The following is a 26,999-nucleotide window of genomic DNA, read 5'->3' on the forward strand; positions in this document are numbered from 1 at the left end:
TTGTTGTCATACTGAGGGTGGCGTTCCCTCTGCGGGTGTTTGAGGTGCCACTGCCTTCTTTTTCTTCATCGAGGGGGCTAGCACGACGGTGATTACTCTACCCATCCTTTTAGCTGGAGCCTCGATTTCACAATAATCGGTAAGTTTCTCGCAAAACTTTTTAACGATTTCTTCACCGATCTCTGGGTGCACCATTTCACGTCCTCTAAGAGTACATGTCACTTTGACTTTATTGCCTTTCTCGAGGAATTCCTTGGCATGACGGTTTTTCGTCTCCAAGTCATTATCATCGATATTAGGTTTTAGTTTGACCTCTTTGACCTTGATCTGGTGCTGTGCTTTTTTGCTTTCTTTTTCCCGCTTAGTTTGATCGTACCGGTACTTACCGTAGTCGATAATTTTGCAAACTGGAGGTACAACATTGGGTGCGATTTCAACGAGATCGAGTCCAAGTTCTTCTGCTTGTTTAAGAGCTTCGAAGAAAGGGACGACACCTAATTGTTCTCCTTCTACACCAATGAGTCGTACTTTTGGCGCCCGGATTTCTCTATTAACTTTCAAGCCTTTTTACAACTCCTCTATTGGGGGCATTTGGTGCCCACTTTGACGATTTGGCTTTCATTGGTTTTTTAATTGCTCGGAGAACAGTTCAAAGATCATATCTTTGTGTTGCTCAAGCAAGACCGCAATTAATCTTTCAAGCGACTCGAGGGCATCGACCTGTAATATTGCCACTTTAGGTTTACCGTTTTGGAGACGTTTTTGTAATGCGTCATCCAAGACTGGGTAGCCTGCACAAGCGGTTATACGGGCAAAGTTCCATGGGCAGCCGTAGCTATCATTAACAACAAATTCAGCTTGCGGCCCGGCCTGCTCGTCTTCACTGGGGAGGAGTTCGCATGAATAACCGCATTTGTCGATAGCTTGCTGCATGCATTGCTGCATTTTTTTCCAGTCAGCTTTATCTTGGTGTTTCCTAGGCTTTGACAACCGCAAGGCCCAATAACCCTCAATTGCAAACATCTTATAGGTTTTTTCAATGATTTGCAAGGATGAAATCAGTTCCTCTCCGAGCTTTTCTTCAGAACAAAAAATATGCCCAGTTAATCGGGTAGAGCTAGGGCAGTCGTAGAGTTGGAGTGGGGAGGAAAAAGGGGCTGGAGACGAATGAATTTCTATAGACTGAAAAAAAGTTAGAGGAAGGGATGATTTTTTTTCTAAGTAATGCAAAAGACAAAGGGCGTTTTGCTGAAGAACTTCTTCCACTTCCTCTTGGGCATTGAGAGATGTGCCTTGGACAACATCCGCATTAAATTGACTCAATATCCTAGAGAGGAGGCGCTGACGTAGAGAGACTCCTTTCGGCAGCCAAATCCAGCGTTGATCTTCGTTTTGCGGAGGAATGAAAAGTTGAAGAGCAGTACCTTTCTCTACAGAATTATCTCTTTTAATCTGCTGCAGTTTTTTGCGTTGATGTGACAAATCGGATTTATCGCTGACGGCATATGCGGTAAAACGCACTGGAAGTATATTGGAGCTGGGGATCGCTTCACAGGGAAGAAGTTGCACTTCCCAAAGACGGCAATCTTGCAATTCTTCTAGATCAAGGATAATAGGCCCATTCGCGAGGAAAGGCTTGCCATTAAGCTCAGCTATATAAGTTAGCTGTTGCGGATCTTCTTCTTCACGCAGCAGGGGCCATTCCCCTTTATAATGCTTTAAGTAAGCAAGAGCGTTCCCTAGCAGCATCTCACGCATGGAGATGGACTCTAACTGCTCCATAACGGAACGGAGAGTTTGTCCCACCACTTCAAGAGAGATTTTCTCATGCACAGGCTGAGGAAGATAAAAATCACAGAAAAGGATATCGCCTCTTGTACCCGCATGCGCCCACTGTGAAGTAGGAAACGCATTTTTGATTGCGCTAACAAGGACAATAATTCCGGTATTAAGTAAAGATATAGTAGACATAAAATTGGGGTATAGCTGACTCGAACAGCTGACCTCCACGATGTCAACGTGGCGCTCTAACCAACTGAGCTAATACCCCGTAAAAACATTGAAAAGATACCGTTTTGGGATGTTATCCCGCAAGAGAAAAAAATGCTATTTTATTTTCTTTTACTTTGCTGCCCCCTGGCTGCATGGACAGCCCCCTGGATAGGCAACCAGTCTCCCGAATCTATTTATTTGGTTTGCGTGGCAGGAATATTTTTTTGCGCCGGACTGCAGATTGACAGGACAGCATTTTCAGATACACAGCGGCATTTAAGGGCTGCATTAGCAATTCAGACAGGCAGCTTTATTTTGATGCCCTTGCTCGCTCTCCTTCTCTTATGGATTCTTTTTCCGCGCATAGGAATTCCATCCAGCTACACAATAGGAATTTTATTTACAGCCATGCTCCCTGTAACGACGACATCCTGCGGAGCCTTTTGCCAACTGGCAAAGGTGCCTCCTTTAGATGCAGTCATGAATGCCATTGTGGGTAACATGCTGGGGCTGGCAGTACTCCCCTTTTTAGTGCCGTTGCTCCTAATGAACACAGACAGCGACCCTTATGGAGCGATGCGGGGGGCGATGACACAGGTGGGATTGTTTGTATTTGTCCCTCTGGTCTTAGGTTATTTTTTGGGTCTAAGGTCATTCTTTAAAGGATGGAATATAAGAACAGTAAGCCAAGCACTGCTCTTATGGATAATCTACAGGTGCTACTGCAAAAGCTTTAGCATCCTATATGGAAGTGATGAGAGCGGGCTTTATCCCTTATTTTTTGGGATGTTGATATTTCACGGTTTGGGAAATCTCATCTCATTGGCAATAGGGTACTTTTTCCACTTTGATGGAGACACACGCATGGTGTTCCTATTTACCATTCCCCAAAAAACCATCGTCCTAGGTCTACCTCTAGCTGCAGCTTTGGCCAATAGCGGGCAGAATCAGGCTCTCTGGCTAGCCCTAGTGATGCCATTACTAATGTATAATAATATTCAATATTTGGTAGGCGGAACAATTGCTTGGATAAACGGAAGGAAAGCAATTTATGAATAGCCACGCTTAAATCAATATATTTACTTTTATAATAGATTACAGTATAATTTAAAAATTAATTAAAATATTGGTATCAATAAATGACAACTGAAGTAACTCTATTATCTAGAGCTAATACATTAAGAAAAGAGTATCACAAACAAATTTATTCAAAAGAATCTTATTTAGAGTGTACATCCGCTTTTTTTGCCCATAAATGTCTTACAGTGATCACTTTGCCTGCTAACGCCTTAAAATTTGTGGGCGGATTTGGAATTGCCTCAGCTACAGCCCTAACCTTAGGTGTTTTAAAAGTGGGGATCTTTGCGATCACAGCTAGATACGTAAAACCGGAATTTCCTACATTTGTATTACCAGGCCTTGTAATAGGTGTAGAAGGATTAGTTAATGCAGTGATCACAGGAAAAGAATTGTTATATGATGCTGTGCAGCCCTTATATCAAGGGTATCAACTCTCACGCTGGATTGCAGGCAAACTTTCATTGGGGAGATTCTTAAACCCCATATTCGAATCGATTGGAAATTTTTTCGCAGCAGTCGCAAATAATATTTCTATCGGCATTAAAACTGCATTTCAAGATGAACCGCATCCCCTCGAAGAAGTTCCGTCTCCTTTTGGCTTAAATGCATATACTCATACATTCAACATTAATTTAGACACACGCACATTTAGCAGTATAGCTGCCCATACCCTGCTAACAATCCCTAATAGTATTTGCAATGTGACTTTGATAGCTACAGGAGCCGTAGGAACGGTCGGATTAGGCGCACTTATGGTCATTAAAATAGCGGTCATCAGTTTTACGCCTATTAAAATAACTTTTCCGACAGCAGCTCCCTTAGCCTATTCCTTACTGGATCGAGCAAGTCACGCTTTTGTTTCAGATGCTGCGACGGTAGTTTTTGATGTATTCATTACAACCTATAAGATCAGCGAAATGCTTCTGATTAATAAGGCCTTGGGTAAGATTGGCAAAATCCTTGCCTTTATTCCGGAAGCCCTTTCAATCTAATCGTTGGTGCGAAAGAAGTCATAAACTTGTTTTGCAATAACGTCTGAAATCCCTGAAACTGCTGCCAAATCTTGCAGTGCGGCAGCTTTAATCGCTTTAACACTGCCAAAGTGCAACAAGAGAGCTTTTTTCTTCACCGGGCCTATTCCCTCGATATCGTCCAGGGTGCTTTTTACTAATTTTTTGGAGCGTTGTTTTTTCTGAAAGTTGATAGCAAAACGGTGAGCCTCATCCCGGATCTCTTGTAGAAGAAATAGCAAGGGCGAGTTTTTTTTCAGCAAAACCGGATCTTTAATATTAGGTAAAAAGATCTGCTCTTGCGTGCCGCCCTTATCATGGCGGGAATCGTCTTTAGCTATGCCGATAACTTCCACTGAAATAATATTCAATTCTTCAAATACCCGCAGCGCTACATTCAGATGGCCTTTACCGCCGTCGATAATAACCAGATCGGGTAGATCGTCCTCCTCTTTTGCCTTTTTATACCGTCTTAACAAAACTTCCTTCATCGCCCCATAGTCATCTGCTCCGACAACGTCTTTGCTTTTATAGGTTCTGTAACGGGAGGAGTCCTTGAATCCGTTCGTATAAGCAACTAATACAGACACTAATTGACTTCCACTAAGGTGTGAGTTGTCAAAACATTCGATTCTCTTGGGATAATGCTGCAATCTCAGTGTCTCCTTTAATGAGAGGAGGATTTTTTCTTTTAGGGCTGCAGCGTCTTTTTCTTGCTTGAAGGCATTGTGTGCATTGATCTTAGCTAGCTCTGCCAACGATTTCTTTGCCCCGCGCTGGGGCTGATAGACATCCACTTTATATCCATGCAGGTTTGTCAGGATATCTGCTATGATCGCCGCTTCTCCCAACGGTTCTGCTAATAAGATTTCCTTCGCTGGGGCAATTTCTGCATCGTAGTGCTGCAATAAAAAGGACTCGATGATTTCAGAATCTTCCTGCACCGTATTCGAAAAAGGATACATTTTACTGCCGATAAGCTTCCCCCCTCTCACAAACATCTGACAGAGCACAACTTCATCCGCTTCCCGATAGATTCCAATGAGATCAGCGTCACCGCCTTGGGGCATATCTACGTGCTGCTGCTGAATAGTGGCTTCGATTTGCAGTAATGTGCGTTGGTAAGCGGCCGCCGCCTCAAAATCCAGGGCTTCAGCGCTTTTAATCATCGCTTTCTCAAGTTCTCGGGCAATTTCCTTATTATGTCCTTTTAAAAAGCTGATCGTTTTGTCCACAAAAGTTCGGTATTCTTCCACACTACATCTACCGACACAGGGAGCAATGCACCGTTTCAGACCATAAAGAATACATGGGCGATTACGGCGGGCAAACTCTGCATCGGAACATTGTCTTAGAGGAAATAACCTCTGCAATAAGTCCACGGTATTTCTAGCTGCGTAGGCACTTGTATAGGGGCCAAAATACAATGCGTCATCCAGGGGTTTACCTTTAATGCGCACCACTTGTAAATCCGGCCAGGCATGACGATAGTTGATACGGATTGCGATATATGTTTTATCGTCTTTAAGCAGAGCATTGAACTTAGGCTTATGCTGCTTGATCAGAGTATTTTCTAATAACAATGCTTCTTTTTCGGATCGTACAACGATAGTCTCAATCTTGAAAACTTGACCCACTAAGAAGGGCACCATTGTTCTGCCGTCTCGCCCCGGAACAAAATATTGCTTTACTCTCTGCTTGAGATCTTTAGCCTTCCCGACATAAATCACCGCTTCTCCGCGGTTTTTCATGATATAAACACCGGGAAGATGAGGAAACTTATCGAGAAGAGCGGTATCAAATTGAAAGTGCATGTCTTTTTTCCATAAAAAAAACTAAGATGAAGAAAATACAACCCCTGATGTGGATATGTTATACCTGCGCATCTTCTTTTTATTTTTCATCATTTGCTCATATGGTATCGCAGCGCAAAATCCTACGCAACCTCGGCAGGTAGGCGCAGGGAAAAATGCTGTTGAACTGGAACAATCCGATCCCTACTCCCTCCGCATTACTGCAGTTTACGATGAAGGTGGTAGCATCTTCGTCCACCTTAACAATGGGACTGTTTGGAAGCATGTCAGGGCAAATCCATTTCATCTAGGATGGCTTGTGGGAGATGAAGTATTAATCCAAAGCAATCCGCAAGGGTTTGTATTAGATAATACAACCTACAAAGGGACTGCTACGGTAGCTTTTGAACGACTGGCGCGCGAGATGCTATCCAATATTACTGCTACAGAAAATGCGGGGGCAAAAATAACATTGGACGACGGCTCCCAGTGGACTATTTCTTGGAAGGATCGCATGGGTGGGCAAACGTGGGGGTGGAAAGCCGGCGACAGAATCGTCGTCTCTCCTTTGCAAAACCCTTCCCCCACTGCTACACACCTTCTGATAGATATAGACCAAAAAGCATCGTCAGCTCAAGCGTTGCTTATTCGACGGCGTTGACGACGGGAAGTGCCGATTTAGAAGTCTCCCTTTCTTGCAACGCAAGCTGACCGCATGCCGCTGCAATATCATCACCTTTGGTGTAACGGCATGTATTGACAATACCTGCACCGAATAATACGCTGCGGAATTCTTTGATCGCCTTTTTGTCCGGACGTTTTAATCTTACGCCCTCTACAGGATTATAAGGGATTAAGTTCACAGTGCATTGACGTTTGCGTAATAAATTCGCCAATTCGAAGGCATGATCAGGATGGTCATTAATGCCATGAATAAGAGTATATTCATAAGTAATATCTCTTTTTGTGGCAGTAGCGTAATCATCCATCGCAGTAAGGATATCTTCTAGAGGATATTTTCTAGCATAAGGAATAATTTTTTTACGGATATGCTGATTGGGCGCATGCAAAGATAGGACGAGGTTGACCTTCAATCCTTCATGAGAAAGCTGCTTGATCCCCTCGATTACTCCGACAGTGGAAACTGTGATACGTCTCTGCGATAAGTTCAGCATCTGCGGATGGCAAAGGATATTGATAGAACGGACGACAGAATTATAGTTCTTCATCGGCTCGCCCATTCCCATGTAAACGACGTGCGTGATTTTCTCGCCTCTGGCTGCGAGCCAGTGGTTGATCTGGACGACCTGCTCCACAATTTCAGCTGCTGCGAGATTACGTTTAAAACCCTGCTTGCCTGATGCACAGAATGCACATGCTGCCGGGCAACCCACCTGCGAAGAAACGCAAACGGTCCTTCTTTCATCAGAAAAGATCAATACCGATTCGACTAACTGCTTGTTATATAGCTCCCATAAAAATTTATAGGTTTGCTGATCGTCGGAGGGTTGGACCTTCACCAATTTCAAGGCAGAATAGCGCCAGATCTCGCTAAAGCTTTGGCGGCGTGCGGCGCTAAGATTAGACATCTGATCCCAGCCGGACACACTTTTCAGATAGACCCAATCTACCATTTGTTTAGCAATAAAAGAAGCTTCGCCCATTTCGGCTAGTTCTTTTGCCAATTCATCTATTGTATAATCGCAAAGAAATTTCATAATAAAGCTTTGTAAAAATTCATCAAATAATATCACATATAAATATTATTGTAACGAACTAATTGACTACTTGCCGAAGATGGCAAGTTTTATCGAGCGCACCCACATCTGCATTAACCTCTTCGTATCTTTCTGGATAAGTAACCAGGATAAGAGAGAGGCTACTCCAAAATGATGCCGAATAGCCCGGGCGCTTTCCCAAAAGTGGATGAAAATATTTTGACGTGTATAATTTCGCGTTTCGGAATCAGTATATACCCTTTTAACTTCTACAGTCCGCAAACTCTTTTGATTTATAATTCTACACATGAGTTCAAATCCACCGCGCTGGCTATAGGTTGTATCGAATTTACCTATAGTACTGAAAAGATCGGTGCGAAACCAGCATGCTTGCAAACTCGTAGGCTGAAGCCCTTCTTTTAAGAACTTAATTGAAAATGGCCTTAATATAGTGCGCACATCTTTTTTGGTTTCCCTTATCAATGTTCCGCAATAAATCATATGCGGTCTATCATGCTCTAAAACCTCTTCCATCATTGTTCTATATGTGTACTGTGAGACGAAATAGTCCCCTGGAAATAAACAACTGATATATTCGCCTCCTGTCTGGGAAATACCCTTGTTCAACATTTCATAACGCTGGTGGATGGAAACAGAGTAAATTTGGATCTTATCGCTCTGGAAGCCCTTAATTAACTCAATTGTCTTATCTGTTGAACCGCCGTCTATGACGATAATCTCAACAGTAGGATAAGTTTGATTCAGGACGCTTTCTATTGTTTGCAAAATGGACTGAGCGCAATTATAGGTAGGAATAACAACAGATACAGTCGGAAATTCATAATCATGGTATGTTGTAGTCAGGGAAATTTCGCCTAAAGCCGGGGGCGATAGCGTATCCAAACGCGGCAATTCCAGGGATATGCGCGGTACATCTTGCATGGTAAAAACTCCAAAATCCTTTGTACAACTTCACTGGATTTTGTTATAGACAAGACCGGCATAATTTTAAAAAAAAGGTGAAATAGTGCTTCCTTACGGCCTAGGGCCCATCGAAACTCCAAAGGGACTTAAGTGGTTAATTATCGGTACATTGTGCATTTCATTTTTTACCGCCATCTTTGATCCTATTTACGAATACTTCATGAACGCTCCCGGACTGAGCTTTCTCTTTGGCCTTTCCAGAGAAGGCCTTTCTAGCTGGTACATCTGGCAGCCGTTGACCTATCTCTTTTTTCAAAGCGGACTCAGCGATGGCCTTTCTTTCGGCTTCTTGCTCTCTCTTGCCATCAATATGTACATGCTTTGGATTATAGGAGCTGAGCTCTGCGATAGGTTGGGAACTTCCCGCTTTATATACTACTACGTTGGTTCAGGGGCACTAAGTGGACTCGTCGGGATCTTTTTTGCCTCATTTAGCTATCTCCTATTAGGACCATGGGCCGGTCTAATCGCCATTTTCACTTTATGGACAATGCTCAACCCTGAACGTGAAGTCCTTTTTCTATTTATTATTCCCATTAAGATAAAGTGGCTCTTTGCTGTAATTGCCGGGGGCGTGCTACTTATTTCCCTTTCCAAATTGGATTTTGTCTCCTTTTTCCTCACCTTTGCCGCTGTAACTATCGGCTATATCTATAGCACAGTCGCTTGGCAGATCTCTTCTCCATTTCCTTTCCTGCACCCGGTAGACCATTTCTTCTTTCGGCTAGGAACATTTATGAACAACCGCTTCTTCAAAAACAAAGCGATCAGTCCCACAAAAATCTATGATTTGCGTACGGGCCAACCGCCCAAGGATGATGATGCATTTGTGGATGAGATGCTCGCAAAAATTGCTAAACATGGACAGGAAGCCCTTTCATGGGCTGAGAAAAAACGTTTGGATGAAATTGCTGAGAAGAGAAGACATAAGGACAGTTTCTAAGACCCCGGTGGAAATGCGGAATTCCTTATTCAGCGTCTCTTTGCGCTGCAGAAAGTGCTATCCAGGCTGCATTTAAACCTGCTAACAGCCCTTCTTCATAACGAAAATAGGGATGTTCTTCCAAAGCGGGAAAGTCATTCGGCTGCAGGACGTCATCTGTGGTGAGCGAAGGGATAATTTCACGCCCCGTCGCTAAAACCACTTTCTCCTGGTGCTCTATCAGCTCCCTCAAGACTCGGTGCACCTCTTCCCACGCTTCCATCGCAACGCTCATTCTGTTCACGCCTCTTCTTAAAAAATGATCGCATTAGTTCACCGCATTCAGCAGCATAAATTCCACCTTCTATTTTAACCTGATGGATAGGGTGCTGTTGTTTAAAAAGGTCCAGCCAGCTTCCATTAGCCCCATGGCGGATATCCGGCGCTCCCCACACGATTCTCTCTACACGCGATAGAATAGCTGCCCCTGCGCACATGCTGCAGGGTTCCAACGTGCAGTATAGCACTGCTCCTTGCAAACGCCAATTTTGCAGGGCACCCGCGGCGGAAGTGATTGCTAACATCTCGGCGTGCGCCGTGGCATCATTCAGCATTTCCACCTGATTGGAGCCGCGAGCTACAATTTTCCCTTCAATGACAATCACCGCCCCGACGGGAACTTCGCCTTGCTGGAAAGCTTTCCAAGCTTCGCGCAATGCAGCCAACATAAACTTCTCATCGTCATTGATTGGCTGCAGTGTAAAAGGAAACGGCTCAGGCATTAGGACTTATTTTGTAAGTTGCGCTGCAGCTGGGCGACTTGTTTTTTCAAAGCAGAGACATCGCGCTCATATTTCTTTTCTAAGCCGGCTAGCTTGTCTTCATATTTATTTTTCAGTCTGGCTATCTCGGCTTCTTGGTTACGTACTTCCGCATCTTTTTCGTGCTGCGTCTTACGCTCTTCGCCTTCTTTCAGATTTTTCTGACGTGTTTCATTTGCCTTATGTGCAATCTCGTCCATTGTTTCATGGTCGAAGACGACTCCATTCAATAGGCAGAATAAGTACACTTTCTCAGGGCCGAACTGTTCAATCGCTTTATCTTTGATCTTCTGACTTGTTTCGCGATCAATACTTTTTAATGTCGTATAGTCTTCAGTGATTTTTGAAAGCTCACGGTCAAACATATAATAGACATCAGTATTCTTCATTAACCAGCGATGGAACAAGAACTCAGCAATTTGCTCGCCTTTTTCTTCCTGCTGTACTGCATGCGAGTAGACTTTTACAAACTCTTCATTAGTGATCTTATTTAAAGTCTTGCCTCTGAAATACTTATTGGCAAAAACTCTATCTTGAGCCAAGTGGTCTTGACGCAGATCTTTTTTTATGGGATGGATAATCTCAATGATCCAATCTCCCAAAAGAGCGAATTTTTCTCTTAAACTTTTTTCTTGTTCTACGACATCAGTCATTGCAAAACCTCTTCGTAAGTATTAATATGGATTGTATACACGTTTAATCGGTAATTAACATAACACCAAACTTCTGTAAAAGCAAGGAAATGACATCATGTCACATCACGGTCCCTTCTATGGACATGACATTATTCGGGGTGATGAACAGGAATATGTTAAGAAATTATTGAAGAAATATGAAAACGAACCCATAAATGATGATTTAAAGAAAAAAGTTTGGGAGGAATTGATGGAAGAAAAAAGTCTTGGACACATCACTATTCCCTTCAAATTAGCCCTACGCAGAGACGCCACAGGGAAATTCCCGCCCTATCTTGAGATAATACTTGATACTAAGGTATAACCCTTGATCTAACACTTGACGTATCACTTGATGTATAATTCGATTTGTGATACAATATTGCCTTAACAAGATGATAACCAAAAGTTAATAAATCCCGAGCTTAGAATGCATCTGCTAAGCTCCATTAACAGGGGGAAACTCTGAATGTCACTAGATAAAGGCACTAAAGAGGAAATTACTAAAAAGTTCCAACTTCACGAGAAAGACACCGGCTCCGCTGATGTTCAGATCGCTATTCTAACAGAAAGAATTGCGGAACTTACTGAGCATTTAAAACGCTCACCAAAAGATCACGGCTCACGCCTAGCTCTTTTAAAACTCGTAGGTCAACGTCGCCGTCTTCTAGACTACTTAAACTCTACAGATACGAAGCGTTACCAGGCCCTCATCACTAAGCTTAAGCTTAGACGCTGATTTTCCTTATGGAAAGCGTCTAATCAAGACGCTTTCCCCTTTCTCACGATCACTCCCCGTTTTTAGCCTAATATCAAAAATACACCAAATTATTATTCACGGAAATTACACTCATTCATCTGCGCAGAGTTGGGCGTCAATATCCTAGCAAACAATTTTCTATCTCGATATACTCATTATTCACTAACTAAATATGCGATGCGTTCTCTGAGAATATTTTTGAACGCATCAATAACCCTATTAAGGAGCTCCTAAGAAACATGGAACGCAAAACACTTAAAGTCCAAGTTGGCGGCAAAGAATTGCTATTTGAAACAGGACGCATCGCACGCCAAGCTAATGGCGCCGTACTCGTTCGCCATGGCGATACCCTCGTCTTTACATCTGCATGCTCCGCCGCTGGATCCGAAACAGCCGACTTCCTAGGCCTGCGTGTAGATTACCAAGAAAACTTCTCTTCTGTAGGTAAAACAGCTAGCGGATTTATCAAACGTCAAGGACGCCCCTCCGAAAAAGAAATCCTCGTCTCCCGTCTTATTGACCGCCCTCTCCGTCCCCTTTTTCCTGAAGGCTATCATGACGAAGTTCAAATTCTCTCCTACGTTTGGTCCTATGATGGTGTTCATGCACCCGAACCTCTAGCAATCTGCGCCGCTTCCGCCGCCTTATGCCTTTCAGATATCCCTCTTTCTAAACCTCTAGGCGCAGTTCGTGTCGGCTTGGTAAATAACAAATTTGTCATCAACCCTTCTGCTGAAGAAATGAAAGTATCCTTGCTAGATCTGATGATCGCGGGTACTACTGACGCGATCCTAATGATCGAAGGCTACTGCGACTTCCTAACAGAAGAACAAGTAATAGAAGCTATCGAGACCGGCCATAATGCAATTAAAGAAATTTGCCACGGATTAGCTCAATGGCAGAAAGAACTTGGTAAAGAGAAGAACCTCAGCACTATCACCCACGATCCTGAAGACCTCCAAAAAGAAGTCGAAAGCCATGTGAGTGCAAAAATCGGCCAAGCTCTACGCATTAAAGGTAAAAAAGAACGTGAAGAAGCAATCGATAGCATTAAAGAAGATCTTCTAGCACACCTCAATCCAGAAGGCAGCGAAGAGCGCTGGTCTACTAAGCTTATTGCTAAAGCATATAAAAGTTACATGTCGAAGATCATGCGCAAAATGATCCTCGATGAAGGAAAGAGAAGCGACCAACGCTCCACTACAGAAATTCGTGCAATCTTCGTTGAGCAAGGCATTCTTCCACGCAGCCACGGCAGCTCGCTATTTACACGCGGCGAAACACAGTCACTCGCAGTATGTACTCTGGGTGGAGAACATATGGCGCAGCGTTTTGAAAACCTTGAAGGCGAGAACGCGCACCGCTTCTATCTACAATATTTCTTCCCCCCATTCTCTGTAGGTGAAGTCGGACGCATAGGCTCCCCGGGAAGACGTGAAATTGGCCACGGCAAACTTGCCGAACGCGCTTTGCTCGCTATTATGCCCCCTAAAGAAGTATTCCCCTATACCGTACGTCTTGAATCCAACATCACAGAATCCAATGGTTCATCTTCCATGGCGTCAGTCTGCGGCTGCTGCTTAGCGTTGATGGATGCTGGTGTCCCGATTAAACGTCCGGTAGCAGGCATCGCTATGGGCTTGATTCTTGAAGAGGATCGCTACACTATCCTTTCGGATATTCTAGGCATTGAAGATGCCTTAGGTGATATGGACTTCAAAATCACAGGTGACAAAGACGGTATTACAGCCTTCCAAATGGACATCAAGGTTGAAGGCATCACTCACGAGATTATGGCTGCAGCTTTAGCGCAAGCAAAACACGGCAGAGTCCACATCCTAGAGAAAATGCTGGCTGTATGCCCAGAACCACGTAAAGAAATGTCGGTTTATGCACCGCGTATCGAAACGCTGCTGATTAAGCCAAGCAAAATCGCATCGGTCATTGGTCCAGGCGGCAAGCAAATCCGTGCAATCATTGAGCAAACCGGTGTAGAAATTGACATCGACGATGATGGCCGGGTCAGTATTTCCTCATCCGACTTGGAAAGCATAGAACGTGCTAAAGCCATTATTTTAGGCCTTACTTCCGATGTTGAAATTGGACGCGTCTATCACGGCAAAATCACATCCGTAGCGCCATTTGGATTGTTCGTTGAGATTCTGCCAGGAAAAGAAGGTTTGTGCCATATCTCAGAATATGATTTCGCACGAATCAATGACTTGAACCTGCATGTGAAAGTAGGCGAGATGATCTCCGTCAAGGTATTGGATATCAACGAACGCGGCCAGCTGAAGCTCAGCAGAAAAGCCACACTTCCCAATACTGCACCGGCAGCTTAGTCTATTCTAATTCAGGAAAGCGGCGACTTGCCGCTGCTTTGTTGCCCTTCGAGCCATCGAAGGGCAACTCATACATCCTATTCAAGCCGCTCCACTTTCTTCCACAACTAAGCCTATTTACAATTGTAGTCTAAAGTACTTTAGAATTAAGGACTGTTCGACGGACCAGATGGGTAAAGGCTGCAAGAGCTTCATCTTCCGTACAGATATAAGGTACTTTTTGCTGTTCCATCAGATACCTTTCTCCATGATATTGGACTCTGGCAATGATTTGGATCGTGGGATTCACTTGGCGTGCAGCATGGATAATCTCACACGTTTTAGCAGTATCGGGTATCGTAATGATGAGATAGCGGGCATCGGCAAGATTGGCGTCTTTTAAGATATTTTCTTCCGCAGCATCGCCAAAAATTAGTGCATTATCCTCATCCAAAGCCGATACTGTATCAATATTGTGCTCGATAATCATCGGAATATAGCCTATCTTTCTAAGGATCTTTGAGACTTCCCTACCGATAGGTCCAAAACCCACAACCACAACTTTAGGTACGTACAGCTTCTTCATCTCCTGCGCTTTTGCCGAGCTTAGATTGAACTCTCTGAAAAATTTCATTCTAAGCAAGTAGGTTTCAGTATAATCCAACATCTGGAAAAGCAACGGATTGATGGAAATGGAGATCAACGCGCAAGCGACTAAAATGTCGAAGCCATCATCCGGAAGCAGCTTCAGGTTCATCGCTTCTTCTGCAAGAATAAAGGAGAATTCTCCAATCTGTGCAAGTGAAATAGCAACTGTAAGAGCTACTTTCAGGGGGTACTTGAGGAAGATAGTGATAAGGTAAGCTGCTAAGGGCTTCACAATTAAGATCACGCTAATTAAGCCTATAAATAAGCCGAAATGAGTCACTATCGCCATCGGATTGAACAACATCCCTACTGATAAAAAGAAGATGATTGCAAAGATATCTTTAAAAGGAAGTGCATTGGCCGCTGCTTGATGCCTGACGCTTGTTTTTCCTATCACCATCCCTGCAATGAAGGCACCTAATGCAATGGAAGTACCGAATACAACTGCTGATCCGGCAGCGATAACAAAAACAATTGCAAGAACCGTTAAAGTAAAAAGCTCTTGTGAACGGACACGGGCAATATTTGTGAGGATAAACCCTACGACTTTATGCCCCCAAGTAAACATCAGGAGAGCTAAAACAACAAATTTACCCATAACAAATAACACTGATCCTATCAAGGAAGTGTATGAAAACGATGCACCTTCCGAAAGAGCTGAGATAGTTGGAAGGAGGATAAGGATGATCACAGTAAATATATCTTCGACAACTAACCAGCCGACAGCAATATGTCCTTGCTGTGTATTCAACAAGTTTCTGTCAGAAAGTACGCGCACAAGAACGACTGTACTCGCAACGCCAATGGATAAGCCGATGATAAGTCCAGCTACCAATGGCCAACCTGCAGCATAGACGATTGTAGTGCCAATAATCGTAGCAGCAAGTGTCTGAACCGTAGCGCCTGGGATTGCGATATTTTTTACGTTGATTAGGTCTTCTAGCTTGAAATGCATACCTACGCCGAAAAGCATAAGGATAACACCGATTTCGGCAAGTTGTTCAGAAATCGTTAAGTCCGCTACATAGCCCGGAGAATAAGGACCAATAACAAAGCCTGCAAGAAGGTAGCCTAAAATTGTCGGGAGGTTAAGGCGTTGCGTGATATAGCCGAGAAAGCTTGCTAATGAGAAACCGATGGTAAGTATCGCTACAATGGCTAAACTATGTTCCATAAGCGTATTAGGTGCCTCAGCAATGATTGCAGCTGTTCTTTATTATAGCAAAACGGCGCTAATCCTTGCGGAAAGCGCCGTTCTTCATATAGCGTTTTCGATTACACCCTGATATCAGGTTGAAGCTCCACAGGCTTGATCCCCTCTGTCGCTTTGATCGACGGCGGCGGCGGCGGCGGAGGTGTGAGAGGCATTTTTCTATTGAGTTCCTCTGCTTCACGAATGCGTTTCCGCTTCTCTTCAATATCCCACTTACCATTGATAATGAGATCTACGTCTTTCGCATCTAAAGTTTCAAACTCCATCAACATCTGCGTCATTAACTCAAGATGCTCTCTGTACTTTAGAATAATCTCTTTGGCACGTCTATAAGCATTGTCCAAGAGCTGGCGCACTTCACTATCAATTGCACGGGCGGTTTCTTCGGAATATTTCTTTTCGTAATAGTTGGTAAGGCCTAAATGCTGTCCGGAATCTGAACGTTCATCATAGGCTACGAGACCGAGTTTTTCGCTCATCCCCCATTCACATACCATACTACGGGCTAAACTAGTCGCCTGTTCGATGTCTTGACGGGCACCACTGGAGATATCCCCTATAAAGACTTCTTCCGCAACACGTCCACCCATTAACACTGCAAGCTGATCGAAAGCTTCACGCTTCCACATACTGACACGATTCTTTTTAGGCAGGAAGAATGTCGCACCTAAAGACATGCCGCGTGGAATAATCGTCACCTTATCAATCGGATCTGCATGCTCTACAACTAATCCCACGATAGCGTGACCGGATTCGTGATAGGCTGTTGTTTTCTTCTCTTCGTTATCTAGCTCTAAGCTGCGTCTTTCTTTTCCATAGAGCACTTTGTCGCGTGCTTCTGTCGCTTCTTGCATGGTAACGGCAGAACGCCCTTTACGGGCTGCCAACAATGCTGCTTCATTCAAGAGGTTGGCTAGGTCAGCGCCTGAAGAACCGGGAGTCGCACGTGCAATAGACATTAGATCGACGGAAGGATCTAATTTGATTTTGCGTGCATGGACTTTCAAGATATCATAACGGCCCTTAATGTCAGGCAAATTGATGATAACTCTACGGTCAAACCTTCCAGGACGCAATAGGGCTTTATCCAGCACATCCGGGCGGTTGGTCGCTGCCATCAGAATGACGCCTTCGTTAGTATCAAAGCCGTCCATTTCAACCAGAAGCTGGTTAAGCGTTTGTTCGCGTTCGTCATGACCCCCGCCAATGCCTGCACCTCTATGGCGACCCACAGCGTCGATCTCATCCATAAAGATGATGCAAGGTGCGTTTTTCTTCGCTTCGGAGAACATATCACGGATACGGCTTGCACCTACACCGACAAACATCTCAACAAAGTCAGAGCCTGAGATAGAGAAGAATGGTCTGTCGGCTTCTCCAGCCACGGCTTTTGCAATAAGAGTCTTACCTGTACCCGGAGGACCGATCAAAAGAACGCCTTTGGGAATACGGCCGCCGAGGGCAGTGAATTTATTGGGCGACTTTAAGAAGTCGACAATCTCTTGTAATTCCTCGATAGCTTCGTCTACGCCGGCAACATCCTTAAATGTCAGTTTATTGGACCCTTTTTGCAGGAGTTTTGCAGGAGATTTGCCGAAATTCATAGCGTTTGACCCCATCCCCTTCATTTGTCTTGCAAACAGGAAGTAGAGGGCGAATAACACCAGTAGGACAGGCAGAAGCGTCACGAGATAGCTCATATAATTGGGAGCAGGCTCTTCGCTTTTAAAGGTTTTTTCCAGCACAAGGTTCAATGGCTGGTCAGGAGCTTTGAAAGAGGCGCCTTTATTGGCAGGAAAACGCTCCCACTCCTCTCTGGCTGTAGCAAACCATTGTGTGAATAAATCAGGATCTTGTTTTTCAAGGGCGCGAGTCGACAGTTCTTTGTTATTGAAGAACCAGACAGTATTAGCGACGTTTTGGCGGGCTTTATCCAGCTGCACAGAGTTGTCATCTAATTTTGTATTGATTTGGTTGAGATCTTCAATCGTAGTTTTATAAGAACGGACGCTGCGTAATGCGGCTAGCTTTGTACGGTTTTGAGCTGTATTCAACTCATTAACGGTCTGCTGCAAACTATCTAGGCTTTTCCCATAAACAGCAAGGCGGTTAGATGTGCTGAGATTGAGAGTGCTATTGACGCGGGATACATCATTATCAATAGACTTCAATGTCAATTTTAACGGTTCGCTGCCCACACCAAGGTAAGGGGATCTGAAATTTTTAATAAGGCCTGACAAAGCATTACCAAAAGCATCCACAGTTTGCTGAGGAGTTTCGGCGTTCATGGCGTCAAAGCGTTTTTTCAAATCAGCTAAAGACTCTGCCTTTTTGTTAGGCAATTGTTTAACAACAATGGAATAGTCTCTACTTGGGGTGCTATAGAAATCTTCGACAACGACATAGCCCTCTTTCTGAAGAGGTTGACCTGTCAGCAGGAGGAACCATTCCGCAGCTTCAGTAATAGCTCCGCGCATAGCTTCCAGCTCGGAAGTGACGTGCTGCTGTTTTTGGGTAAGTTCTAACTGGTTGTAGAGAAGCTCCAGATATTTATAGCGCTGTTTGCCCTCTTCTGTCTCCCTATCCCTAAATTTGCCGCTAAAAGTGACAAGATTATCGTTGAGAGCTATTTTGCGGTTGTCTTCCGGTTGAAGTAGTTGGAGGTTGACCAAACTTTCTAGCTGATAACTAAAAGAGACGTTGGCTCTTTTCGTTTCGATCATGTTCTGGACAAGCATCATCAAAAGAAAGGCGGCCATAAGCAGCCAAACGAAACTGTTGGAGAAACCTTTCTTCATATCTTGTTTATTGTCATCATTCATAAGCTAAACCAATTCAAATAATCTGTAATAATCTACAAAGTTGCATTATTCCACTCTATCAAAACTCCCATTCAGCCGCAACGTTATTGGGTATCACTCACGGGAAAGAGTAATCAAGAGGGGCAACTTATCATTAATTAAAGGGGGACCTAAGAATTCTGCAGTGACCGCATCCTTGTCCCAGATCACCGGAATAAGTTGCCTTAGAAAAGCGGGGACTTTCGAATCACTCCACCAATGACCTAACTCCTTATTGCGCGGGATTAACGTGGCGTGCGAGTCTCCCAAGCCTGCAAAATATTCACTGTCAGGCACTTGAACAGACACTTCCCCTTTCCACAGATTTTTCCATCCAGAATGGTTCCTAGCGCCGCTAATATTTCTCTCTAAGGTAATTTTCCATTCACCCCAGTGATTCTCCCCTAATTTAAGGGGTAGGCGTTCTGACTTCTGATCGGAAACTTGTAAGGCAAAAATATATCCCCTGTCTACATAGAGAGTAGTCTGGCCTATAACGTAGGATTTATTCGCTGCATTTCCTTTCAAATCAATGACAATTCCCTCCATAAGAACTGAAGGGACGGCGAAATCTTGATTCCTAAACAGGGCGTAAAGAATATGTTTTAAAACAAAAGGATGCAACTGAGCCCTATTATTACAGTCCACCATCCATCCACACCAACCCTTTTCCACTGGAGGCAGCTGAGTGGAAATAAAATCTTCTAATTCATTCAATGTTTCCCCTAGACGAGCTAGAGGAGGCGCAATCTCTTTCCCAAAATAGTTTGATAACTGCGGGATCAGGGCACTACGCATCTTCGCACGAGTATATTTCTCACTATAATTAGTGGGGTCATCGAAAGCTTGAATACTCTGCGCTTGGATATAGTCGAGGATATTTTTCTTAGTTAGTTTTAGGAAAGGACGATATAACACCAAGCCCTGATAAGTGCTTTTTTCTTGCATCCCTTTGGAAGAAAGCAATGAAGCGCCCTCAAAAACACGCTTTAATACAGTTTCAGCCTGATCATCCGCATGATGCGCTAATAGAACCCCAGCATAACCGTACTTCTGACAGACCTCCGCAAAAAAATTCAGCCGAGCCTCCCGGCAGGCCTCTTCCAGATTTCCTTGCATCAAGGAGGGATCCAAAGTCTTAAGATGCCAATCCAAATTTTTAGCTTTAACGATTTTTTCTAGAGTAAGAGCTTCTTGGGTACTCTCTGACCGCCAGCAATGATCGACATGAGCAACCCCTACTTCCAAACCAGGGAAGCGGTGCTTGCTATGGAAGGCGTGCAGCATAGCCATAGAGTCAGGTCCACCTGAAACTGCAAGCAATACTTTAGAACGGATAAGTCCGTATTTAAATAGGAAGTGATGGAGGGTATCCGCCAAATGCATCAAGAACCGCGGGAATATATTGCAAGATACGTTAAGACAATTCCTAAAACCAGCAGCCAAAACCAAAAAGAAGAAGGATCTTGGTAGGAAAGGGTCAGCTCGTCTCCTGCAGGATTGAGGAGAGGAGTTTTTTTTATCTCAGGGGCAATTTCTTGCGGGTCTTCAAAAAGCCGCTGCAGTTCAGGAACATGACGCGCAGGGGTCCACTTGTCGCTCCCCTCTTTTCGGACATAGAGGTCAGGAGTCAAAGCAGGGTGGGATTGCACTTCAGCCAAAGAGAAAGGCCCCTCTTCTTTGCCGTTCACCCATAAATACCATATCTTATTCTTAGCAATTTCCTGCATCTGCTATCTCGTTTTTATTATTAATAGACTTCTTTCGACATTCCATTTGATTGTTAAAACTGCCACTTTTGGCATCTTTACCGGCAAATTTCTCTACCAAAGCGAATTTCGAAAGAAGTCTAATGCCATTCGTCGGAATTGTGACGAGGGCTATCGCATAAACAAACAATAAAAATTTCTTTGAATTTTTCTATCTATTGCAAGCTGGATAGTTAATTATGCAACAATGCAGCTTTTCAGTATAATATTACTAAAATATTGTTTTTAGCGGTTAGTTTATGCCAATGTTGTGGAAATATTTAGTGTATGACTATTTAAAAGTCATGGCGCTATGTACAATCTCATTTGTAGCTATCCTGCTAACCCTCCGTTTTGACGAAATTGCGCACTTTGCCTGCTTAGGTTCCTCTGCAGGAGAACTTGCCCAATTCATCACCCTGCAGCTTCCTTATCTACTCCCGATCGCATTACCGATAGCAGCATTGATTTCCTCATACCTCCTTTTCTCACGTTTGTCCATACGCCAGGAACTGACTGCTCTGAGAGCTTGCGGTGTGGGGCTGTTTGCTATTTTAACCCCTATCCTGATTACAGCGACCTTCCTGACGGCAGCGGACTTCTATCTAACGTCTGAGATAGCCTCACAAGCTCACCTCACGAATGGCCAGCTTCGCCATAAATTACGCACGATCAATCCCTTGATTCTCCTACAGAATAAACGTATCCTATCCATGCAAGGTATCTCTTGCGAAACTTTAGGCACTTCCACCTACGCAGAATTTGCCGGCGATGTTTTCTTTGCCATCCCGGATATGCGCAACCAACGGATTGACTTGGCCTTAGCACAATCTATCCGTGGAGATAAAAATGCCGTCATCGGAGAAAATGTCACATTTATCCTTCCCGTAGCAGAGGAAAATGGCTTTGACGCATTAAACATTGAGAACATTTCCCTATTGGAAACACCTTACGACGCCTTCACTCCTGCGCTTCAACAGAAAAGTTGGAACGTCCATCCCGACCATCTTCAGCTTGCCCTTTTGAATCAGCACCTTACTGTACAGAAGGATAATTTGAGCCTCGCCTGTGAACAAAAGAACTCTGAACGATGCAAAGAGGCCAAGAAAAATATATCTCGAGTCTATACTGAATTGGGCAGAAGAGTATCAGCAGCGCTCGCACTATTTACCTTCACGTTATTGGGGGCCGCATTTAGCATCCAGATTGGACGGCAGCAGCGCCGCTGGAGCATGCTTACTCTTGGTCTTCTATCCGGTGTTTTCCTGTTATGTTACTTTCTTGCCAAAAGTTTAGATGATAAGGTTGTTCCTGCACTCTTATTATATTTTGTCCCCCAGCTTTTTTTGATAAGCTTGTCATCCTTCAAGCTCTACCGATTAAATCATGGGAAGGAGTAATAGTTTGGGTAATAAATCAGCCTCTGAAAATAATCCTCTGCGATACTAGTGTTTATGCAAACTTGGAAAAAATATATTTGGATACAGCTGCTGCAAGCATTCTTTGGAACGCTCATAGGATTTTACGCTCTCTATGTCCTCATTGATTTTTCCAATCAACTCGGCGCTTTCCGCAGTAAAGGCATCCATATTTCATGGCTCCAGTGGGGAGTCTACTATGCTTTGGAGTTTGTACACCGCGCAGATGTTTTGATCCCTTTTGCATTAAGCTTAGCAACCATGCGTGTACTCCTAAGGTTGAACACTAACAATGAACTAACAGCCTTGCAATGCGGAGGGCTCTCCTTACGTACCCTCATGCGTCCTTTCCTTATTCTAGGAATCCTTTGTACACTCTTTTTATATGCTAATGAGCAGTGGTTCATCCCGCGCTCTCTAGCTCAAGTCAAATTCCTTCACGCCATACGTAAGCAGAAACCTGCTAAGAATTTGCAAGTGGTTCCTCATACTCTTCCCCTAGGCAATAATGCTTTCTTCGTCTACCAAAACTACGAGCCTGACCAGCTACGGTTCTTTGATGCTTACTGGATTAAAAATATCCATGAAATCTATAAAATCAAATATTTCTATCCTTACGCTCAAATCCCCTATGGCGAATTTGTAGAGTCCTTCAAGCGCGATGAAAAAGGTAAATTGAATGTGACTTCCTCCGATTCTTTTCTCGCTCTGACTGACCTTAAAATCAGCAATGACTCCCTTAAAACAGCCTCCGCTATTCCGGAACTGCAGCCTCTTTCCGAACTGTGGAGTGAAATTAAATCCCCCGGAACAATGCTAACCCCGCGCGAAGCTCAGATCTCCACCGTCTTCTTCCACAAGGCATCCATGCCGTTGCTTTGCCTTATCGCCGTACTTATTCCCGCCTCCTTCTGCACCCGTTTTGCACGGCAACTGCCCATTTTTCTTTACTACGCTATCGGTATTTTCTCTCTTATCGCGTTTTACCTTTTTCTTGATGCCCTCACTGTCATTTCACGAAGGCAGCTGGCCGATCCTGCTTTTTTACTTCTCACCCCTATCGGCCTAACAATGCTTTTTGGACTGTACCGCTTCTACAAAATGAGGTAGAATTATGGACCCTTTCGATCTTCAGTTATGCCCTGAAATAGCCTCGCTCCTAAATAAACTCCACATCCACTCCCCTACATTTATCGACCAGGTCGCCATTGACTCCAGGCGCATTAGCTCTCCCCATTCCATATTCTTCGCCCTTCAAGGAACCCATGACGGTCATCATTTTATCGAAAATGCTATCTCCAATGGAGCTCGTTTCGCAGTGGTAAAAGAGGACTTTCCCGCACTTGCCCTTCCCCAATCCATCCATCTGCTGCGTGTTCACTCTCCGCTCCAAACTCTGCAATCATTAGCCGGAAGCTACCGCAAGCAGCTTAAAGACACTACTTTCGTTGCCATCGCAGGCTCTTTCGGAAAAACTATGCTGAAAGACCTTCTTTGGAATATCCTGCGACTTCAGTATCCTATCGCTGCCTCACCGGGGAGCTATAATAGCCAAATCGGCGTTCCTCTTAGCCTATTCACTGTCTCCTCCAAAGATAAGATCGCCCTCATTGAAACTGCCGTCTCCGAACCGGGAGAAATGGATATCCTGCATAAAATGGTCCTCCCGGACAGAGGGATCATCACCCACTTTGGAAAAAAACACCTCCACACTATGGGCGATATCACCACTACGGTGCATGAAATTATGCTGCTCTTCAAATTACTCCCGAAGGATTCCTGGCTGCTGGCACCCAAAAGCACACTACTAGCACCATTTAGCGTTAAAATAGATACCGACTTGATCTGCTGGCATGATAGAAGGGAACATCTTCCTCATGCATTTACTGCCGGATCCACATCTGATCCTGTCCAACCATTCACGATAGTTTTTCCTGATAAGACCGTTTACGAGAGTATCATCCCGGGGGAACACCACTATTACATCGATCTGCTCAACATGGCTGTAAAAGCGGCTTGGCTCTTAGGAGCAAATCAAGAAAACATTCTTAATATCCTGAAAGACTTCACACCTGAACCTACCCGTACAGAAATCTGGCAATCTTCGCTTGGCACTACTTTCATCAATGACAGCACTTGCAACGACCCTCTTTCTATCGACCAATCCTTACTCACCTTGCGCAAAGCTGCCGGTAAAGGACGCAAAATTTTCGTTTTCTCCGGCCTACGCACGACGTCGACCACACCCGACCACGACTATAAACGCATCGGACAAGCGCTGGTGAAAAATCCTGTAGACCGTCTATTCCTTGTTGGAAATCACCCCTATAATGCTCTGCTAGAACAAATCAAATCCTTTTCACCTCAGATCCAGCTATCTCTTTGCCAAGATCATGAGCAAGCGATAGATCTCCTACGTCAAGAAGCACGCCACGATGATGTCATCCTGCTTAAAGGTTCACGTAAACTTCCCTTCGACACCCTCGCCGGTGCTTTTGCAGATGCCAGCTGCGCCAACCTCTGCATCATTAATCTGGCAGCGATCGAATGGAATCTGCAAGCCCTAAAACGCCATCTACCTAATGACACACGCCTCATGGTCATGGTCAAAGCCCACGCCTATGGTAGCGACAGTGTCAGGATGGCGCGTTTCCTTAATCATGCCGGCGCACATATTTTAGGTGTTTCCTATGTGGACGAAGCTGTTGTTTTGCGTCGCTCAGGGATTACTATGCCCATCTTTGTCATCAACGTCCCTCCGCACGAAGCAGCCAAGATTGTTAAATGGAACCTTGAAGCCGGTGTAAGCTCCCTCGCCTCCATCGAAGCTATTGGCAAAGAGGCCGAACGGCAAAAGAAAAACATGCCCATCCATCTTCATGTCGACACTGGCATGAGCCGCTTCGGATGCCGCTCCGAAGACACTCTGCCTTTAGCGCAAGTCATTGCGCAATCCCCTTCCTTAACTTTTGAAGGGGTGATGACACACTTCGCATGCGCAGATGACCCCGTACATGACGACTTCACTCTCCAGCAAATTGCATTGTTCGATAAATGTATCGAAGAACTGCAAATAAACGGTCTAGACCCAAAGTGGAAACACGCCGCCAATTCTGCCGGCGCCATACGCTTCAAACTACCACAGTATAATATGGTCAGGATAGGGCTGGCAGCTTGGGGCCTCCATACTTCGGAAGCAGCAGCTAGCATCTTAGAATTACGACTAGCCCTTTCCCTAATATCGCACATAGAAGGCATCAACCTCTGTAAAAAAGGCGACACCGTTAGCTATGGACGCAGATATCGCATCGAGAAAGACCACCAAGCCATTGCAGTCCTCCCTATAGGATATTTCGATGGCCTGCATAGACATTACAGTGGTAAAGCGCATGTAATGATCAGAGGACACATCGCTCCGATGGTGGGATCGATCTGCATGGATTATATGATGGTGGATGTAACAGCCGTACCGCAAGTAAAAGTAGGCGATCCTGTCCTTATCTTCGGCAGTGATCAATACGGACAGTTCCTTTCTCCTGAAAACCTTGCCCTTTCAGGCAATTCCATCGCGCATGAATTGATCACCTGCTTGGGACCCCGAATTCCCCGTGTTTTCATTCACGAAGAAGCGCTATAAGAAAGTTCGAAAGAAGTCAAAATACCTAACGGCTCAATAATTCTTGGCTTAAATCTACTAAATTGTTTAACCTTGGGTTATGTTTAGAATTTTCAAATTTCATACTTTCTTCACGCATATGTCCATAGGCACTCTGCCTAGCTCTTGGCGTTGGCGCTAATCGTCCCCCTCTTTTTTTAATTTACTAAACGTCATTTTTAGGATTTTTTTATCATGTCAGGTCAATCACACCACGGCAGCATATTAGGCTGTATATTACTCATCACCGGATGTTGCATAGGCGCGGGAATGCTCGGTATGCCCGTCATCACGGCGACTGCAGGTTTTATCCCCTCCACTGTTATTATGTTACTTTGCTGTGTATTTATGTACATCACAGGTCTTCTACTCTTGGAAGCGACACTATGGTTTCAAGAAGATGTCAATCTTCTCAGCTTAGCTAGGCACACTCTCGGAACTCCCGGACAAATCATCACTTGGGGTTGCTTCGTCTTCTTATTCTATTGCCTCTGCGTAGCGTATACCATTGGCTGTGGAGAAATCCTCGGACCTCTCTTCCAAAGTGAAACGCTTGGCGCCGCAGTAGCCCTGACTTTTGTAGGAATATTGATCTATGCCGGAACACGTACTGTGGATTATCTAAACCGTGGACTTATGGTAGGCCTCATCATCACCTACTGCCTTTTGGTTGCGAGCGGAGCATCTTATGTGGATACATCTAACCTTCAAATAACCCACTGGGATGCTTCTTTAGCATCTATACCGCTGCTTTTGATTTCCTTCGGATATCAAAATCTTGTTCCCAGTATGACCCATTATTTGAGAAGGGATGTCCGCAAAATCCGTATCTCCATGGCCTTGGGAATGGCTCTGACTTTTGTCATCTATGTTATCTGGGAAACAGTGATCTTGGGCATACTCCCTGCATCAGGCGAAAGCGTACAAACTGTCATGGATAAAGGGCAAATGGTCACCGAGCTTTTGCAAAACACGAGCCGCATCCCCTATATTATTCCTTTATCCAAAGGGTTTGCCCTTTTTGCGATCACAACATCGCTTTTAGCGAACTCCTTAACGTGTGTTCATTTTCTACATGACGGCTTAAGACGTTATGTAGGCAAAACCAACCACGTTGCCCTTATTATAGCTACATTGTTGCCCCCTTTCATTATTGCTGTATTAGACCCTAACTCCTTCCTAAGTGCCTTAAGCATTGCCGGCGGCACTGCTACAGTAATCATCTTTGGAATTCTACCTGCTGTCGTCGTATGGCATGGTCGCTATAAGGAGAATAGGCCCGGACAGATCTTAGGAGGTGGAAAAACTGCACTTATTCTTGTGATCGCTTTTTCTTCCTTAGTCCTAGGTTTAGAAATCGCTCGTCAGCTGGGCGTATATTAGATCTTAATTGAGGGCTGAT

The 26,999-nt window shown here is 44.4% G+C and carries 23 protein-coding genes and 1 tRNA gene; 11 read left to right on the forward strand and 13 right to left on the reverse strand.

What is annotated here, in order from left to right; translation table 11 throughout:
- Nucleotides 1-6: 6 nt before the first annotated feature.
- The 3 genes from infC to WC222_09725 form a co-directional block, all read right to left on the reverse strand.
- Nucleotides 7-561, reverse strand: coding sequence for a translation initiation factor IF-3 (gene infC / locus WC222_09715; GenBank protein MFA6916662.1), 555 nt, complete (start codon nt 559-561; stop codon nt 7-9).
- 57 nt (nt 562-618) lie between these two features.
- Complete coding sequence (locus WC222_09720) at nt 619-1,971, reverse strand: hypothetical protein (protein ID MFA6916663.1); 1,353 nt, start codon at nt 1,969-1,971, stop codon at nt 619-621.
- A gap of 5 nt (nt 1,972-1,976) precedes the next feature.
- Nucleotides 1,977-2,050 (reverse strand) — tRNA-Val (locus WC222_09725).
- A gap of 53 nt (nt 2,051-2,103) precedes the next feature.
- On the opposite strand from WC222_09725, the gene WC222_09730 reads away from it, so the two are divergent.
- Nucleotides 2,104-3,051, forward strand: a complete 948-nt coding sequence (locus WC222_09730) for a bile acid:sodium symporter (GenBank protein MFA6916664.1) — start codon at nt 2,104-2,106, stop codon at nt 3,049-3,051.
- An 80-nt stretch (nt 3,052-3,131) separates the two neighbouring features.
- Nucleotides 3,132-4,064 (forward strand): hypothetical protein, encoded by a 933-nt coding sequence (locus tag WC222_09735; protein ID MFA6916665.1) that lies wholly within the window; start codon nt 3,132-3,134, stop codon nt 4,062-4,064.
- On the opposite strand, the gene uvrC is transcribed toward WC222_09735, so the two are convergent.
- Nucleotides 4,061-5,896, reverse strand: a complete 1,836-nt coding sequence (gene uvrC, locus WC222_09740; GenBank protein ID MFA6916666.1) for an excinuclease ABC subunit UvrC — start codon at nt 5,894-5,896, stop codon at nt 4,061-4,063. The two genes, WC222_09735 and uvrC, sit on opposite strands and share 4 nt — an antisense overlap.
- 55 nt (nt 5,897-5,951) lie before the next feature.
- On the opposite strand from uvrC, the gene WC222_09745 reads away from it, so the two are divergent.
- Complete coding sequence (locus WC222_09745; protein MFA6916667.1) at nt 5,952-6,536, forward strand: hypothetical protein; 585 nt, start codon at nt 5,952-5,954, stop codon at nt 6,534-6,536.
- Here WC222_09745 and rlmN read toward each other — a convergent pair.
- Together rlmN and WC222_09755 are read right to left on the reverse strand one after the other, a co-directional pair.
- Nucleotides 6,520-7,593, reverse strand: a complete 1,074-nt coding sequence (gene rlmN, locus WC222_09750) for a 23S rRNA (adenine(2503)-C(2))-methyltransferase RlmN (protein ID MFA6916668.1) — start codon at nt 7,591-7,593, stop codon at nt 6,520-6,522. The genes WC222_09745 and rlmN overlap by 17 nt on opposite strands.
- 66 nt (nt 7,594-7,659) lie before the next feature.
- A complete protein-coding gene (locus WC222_09755; protein ID MFA6916669.1) occupies nt 7,660-8,535 on the reverse strand; it encodes a glycosyltransferase in 876 nt (291 codons plus the stop codon).
- Nucleotides 8,536-8,620: 85 nt separating this feature from the next.
- On the opposite strand from WC222_09755, the gene WC222_09760 reads away from it, so the two are divergent.
- Entirely contained in the window at nt 8,621-9,520 is a 900-nt protein-coding gene (locus WC222_09760; GenBank protein ID MFA6916670.1) for a rhomboid family intramembrane serine protease, read from the forward strand.
- Between the two features lie 25 nt (nt 9,521-9,545).
- Here the strand turns inward: WC222_09760 and WC222_09765 are convergent, their stop codons facing one another.
- The 3 genes from WC222_09765 to WC222_09775 are packed head-to-tail and all read right to left on the reverse strand — an operon-like array spanning nt 9,546 to nt 10,973.
- A complete protein-coding gene (locus WC222_09765) occupies nt 9,546-9,722 on the reverse strand; it encodes a hypothetical protein (GenBank protein ID MFA6916671.1) in 177 nt (58 codons plus the stop codon).
- Nucleotides 9,700-10,281, reverse strand: a complete 582-nt coding sequence (tadA, locus tag WC222_09770; protein ID MFA6916672.1) for a tRNA adenosine(34) deaminase TadA — start codon at nt 10,279-10,281, stop codon at nt 9,700-9,702. Before tadA ends, WC222_09765 begins: the two co-directional genes overlap by 23 nt.
- Entirely contained in the window at nt 10,281-10,973 is a 693-nt protein-coding gene (locus WC222_09775; protein ID MFA6916673.1) for a hypothetical protein, read from the reverse strand. Before WC222_09775 ends, tadA begins: the two co-directional genes overlap by 1 nt.
- Before the next feature lie 97 nt (nt 10,974-11,070).
- On the opposite strand from WC222_09775, the gene WC222_09780 reads away from it, so the two are divergent.
- From WC222_09780 to pnp, 3 genes are all read left to right on the forward strand, one after another.
- The gene (locus WC222_09780; protein ID MFA6916674.1) at nt 11,071-11,319 is read left to right on the forward strand and encodes a hypothetical protein; all 249 of its coding nucleotides are present in this window, start codon (nt 11,071-11,073) and stop codon (nt 11,317-11,319) included.
- Nucleotides 11,320-11,463: 144 nt separating this feature from the next.
- Nucleotides 11,464-11,733, forward strand: a complete 270-nt coding sequence (rpsO, locus tag WC222_09785) for a 30S ribosomal protein S15 (protein ID MFA6916675.1) — start codon at nt 11,464-11,466, stop codon at nt 11,731-11,733.
- A 260-nt stretch (nt 11,734-11,993) separates the two neighbouring features.
- Complete coding sequence (gene pnp, locus WC222_09790) at nt 11,994-14,096, forward strand: polyribonucleotide nucleotidyltransferase (GenBank protein MFA6916676.1); 2,103 nt, start codon at nt 11,994-11,996, stop codon at nt 14,094-14,096.
- A gap of 130 nt (nt 14,097-14,226) precedes the next feature.
- On the opposite strand, the gene WC222_09795 is transcribed toward pnp, so the two are convergent.
- The 4 genes from WC222_09795 to WC222_09810 all read right to left on the reverse strand — a co-directional run bounded on the left by WC222_09795 (nt 14,227) and on the right by WC222_09810 (nt 20,506).
- Entirely contained in the window at nt 14,227-15,897 is a 1,671-nt protein-coding gene (locus tag WC222_09795) for a cation:proton antiporter (GenBank protein MFA6916677.1), read from the reverse strand.
- A gap of 101 nt (nt 15,898-15,998) precedes the next feature.
- Nucleotides 15,999-18,758, reverse strand: a complete 2,760-nt coding sequence (gene ftsH, locus WC222_09800; GenBank protein ID MFA6916678.1) for an ATP-dependent zinc metalloprotease FtsH — start codon at nt 18,756-18,758, stop codon at nt 15,999-16,001.
- Between the two features lie 93 nt (nt 18,759-18,851).
- Entirely contained in the window at nt 18,852-20,162 is a 1,311-nt protein-coding gene (gene tilS, locus WC222_09805; protein MFA6916679.1) for a tRNA lysidine(34) synthetase TilS, read from the reverse strand.
- Entirely contained in the window at nt 20,162-20,506 is a 345-nt protein-coding gene (locus WC222_09810) for a DUF4339 domain-containing protein (protein MFA6916680.1), read from the reverse strand. Before WC222_09810 ends, tilS begins: the two co-directional genes overlap by 1 nt.
- Nucleotides 20,507-20,790: 284 nt before the next feature.
- Between WC222_09810 and WC222_09815 the strand changes: the two genes are divergently transcribed.
- The 4 genes from WC222_09815 to WC222_09830 all read left to right on the forward strand — a co-directional run bounded on the left by WC222_09815 (nt 20,791) and on the right by WC222_09830 (nt 26,980).
- Nucleotides 20,791-21,924 (forward strand): LptF/LptG family permease, encoded by a 1,134-nt coding sequence (locus tag WC222_09815; protein MFA6916681.1) that lies wholly within the window; start codon nt 20,791-20,793, stop codon nt 21,922-21,924.
- 54 nt (nt 21,925-21,978) lie between these two features.
- Entirely contained in the window at nt 21,979-23,052 is a 1,074-nt protein-coding gene (locus WC222_09820) for an LptF/LptG family permease (protein ID MFA6916682.1), read from the forward strand.
- A 4-nt stretch (nt 23,053-23,056) separates the two neighbouring features.
- Complete coding sequence (alr, locus tag WC222_09825; GenBank protein ID MFA6916683.1) at nt 23,057-25,579, forward strand: alanine racemase; 2,523 nt, start codon at nt 23,057-23,059, stop codon at nt 25,577-25,579.
- A gap of 213 nt (nt 25,580-25,792) precedes the next feature.
- Nucleotides 25,793-26,980 (forward strand): aromatic amino acid transport family protein, encoded by a 1,188-nt coding sequence (locus WC222_09830; GenBank protein MFA6916684.1) that lies wholly within the window; start codon nt 25,793-25,795, stop codon nt 26,978-26,980.
- Nucleotides 26,981-26,999 lie beyond the last annotated feature (19 nt).

This window comes from Parachlamydiales bacterium (assembly GCA_041671045.1).
GTDB lineage: Bacteria > Chlamydiota > Chlamydiia > Chlamydiales > JABDDJ01 > JABDDJ01.

Bases quoted from the DNA above. Each gene is read 5' to 3' on its own strand.
- WC222_09720 (MFA6916663.1), bottom strand. From the start codon at position 1,971: ATGTCTACTATATCTTTACTTAATACCGGAATTATTGTCCTTGTTAGC.
- WC222_09730 (MFA6916664.1), top strand. From the start codon at position 2,104: ATGCTATTTTATTTTCTTTTACTTTGCTGCCCCCTGGCTGCATGGACA.
- WC222_09735 (MFA6916665.1), top strand. From the start codon at position 3,132: ATGACAACTGAAGTAACTCTATTATCTAGAGCTAATACATTAAGAAAA.
- uvrC (MFA6916666.1), bottom strand. From the start codon at position 5,896: ATGCACTTTCAATTTGATACCGCTCTTCTCGATAAGTTTCCTCATCTT.
- WC222_09745 (MFA6916667.1), top strand. From the start codon at position 5,952: ATGTTATACCTGCGCATCTTCTTTTTATTTTTCATCATTTGCTCATAT.
- rlmN (MFA6916668.1), bottom strand. From the start codon at position 7,593: ATGAAATTTCTTTGCGATTATACAATAGATGAATTGGCAAAAGAACTA.
- WC222_09755 (MFA6916669.1), bottom strand. From the start codon at position 8,535: ATGCAAGATGTACCGCGCATATCCCTGGAATTGCCGCGTTTGGATACG.
- tadA (MFA6916672.1), bottom strand. From the start codon at position 10,281: ATGCCTGAGCCGTTTCCTTTTACACTGCAGCCAATCAATGACGATGAG.
- WC222_09775 (MFA6916673.1), bottom strand. From the start codon at position 10,973: ATGACTGATGTCGTAGAACAAGAAAAAAGTTTAAGAGAAAAATTCGCT.
- WC222_09780 (MFA6916674.1), top strand. From the start codon at position 11,071: ATGTCACATCACGGTCCCTTCTATGGACATGACATTATTCGGGGTGAT.
- rpsO (MFA6916675.1), top strand. From the start codon at position 11,464: ATGTCACTAGATAAAGGCACTAAAGAGGAAATTACTAAAAAGTTCCAA.
- pnp (MFA6916676.1), top strand. From the start codon at position 11,994: ATGGAACGCAAAACACTTAAAGTCCAAGTTGGCGGCAAAGAATTGCTA.
- WC222_09795 (MFA6916677.1), bottom strand. From the start codon at position 15,897: ATGGAACATAGTTTAGCCATTGTAGCGATACTTACCATCGGTTTCTCA.
- ftsH (MFA6916678.1), bottom strand. From the start codon at position 18,758: ATGAATGATGACAATAAACAAGATATGAAGAAAGGTTTCTCCAACAGT.
- tilS (MFA6916679.1), bottom strand. From the start codon at position 20,162: ATGCATTTGGCGGATACCCTCCATCACTTCCTATTTAAATACGGACTT.
- WC222_09810 (MFA6916680.1), bottom strand. From the start codon at position 20,506: ATGCAGGAAATTGCTAAGAATAAGATATGGTATTTATGGGTGAACGGC.
- WC222_09815 (MFA6916681.1), top strand. From the start codon at position 20,791: ATGTTGTGGAAATATTTAGTGTATGACTATTTAAAAGTCATGGCGCTA.
- WC222_09820 (MFA6916682.1), top strand. From the start codon at position 21,979: ATGCAAACTTGGAAAAAATATATTTGGATACAGCTGCTGCAAGCATTC.
- alr (MFA6916683.1), top strand. From the start codon at position 23,057: ATGGACCCTTTCGATCTTCAGTTATGCCCTGAAATAGCCTCGCTCCTA.
- WC222_09830 (MFA6916684.1), top strand. From the start codon at position 25,793: ATGTCAGGTCAATCACACCACGGCAGCATATTAGGCTGTATATTACTC.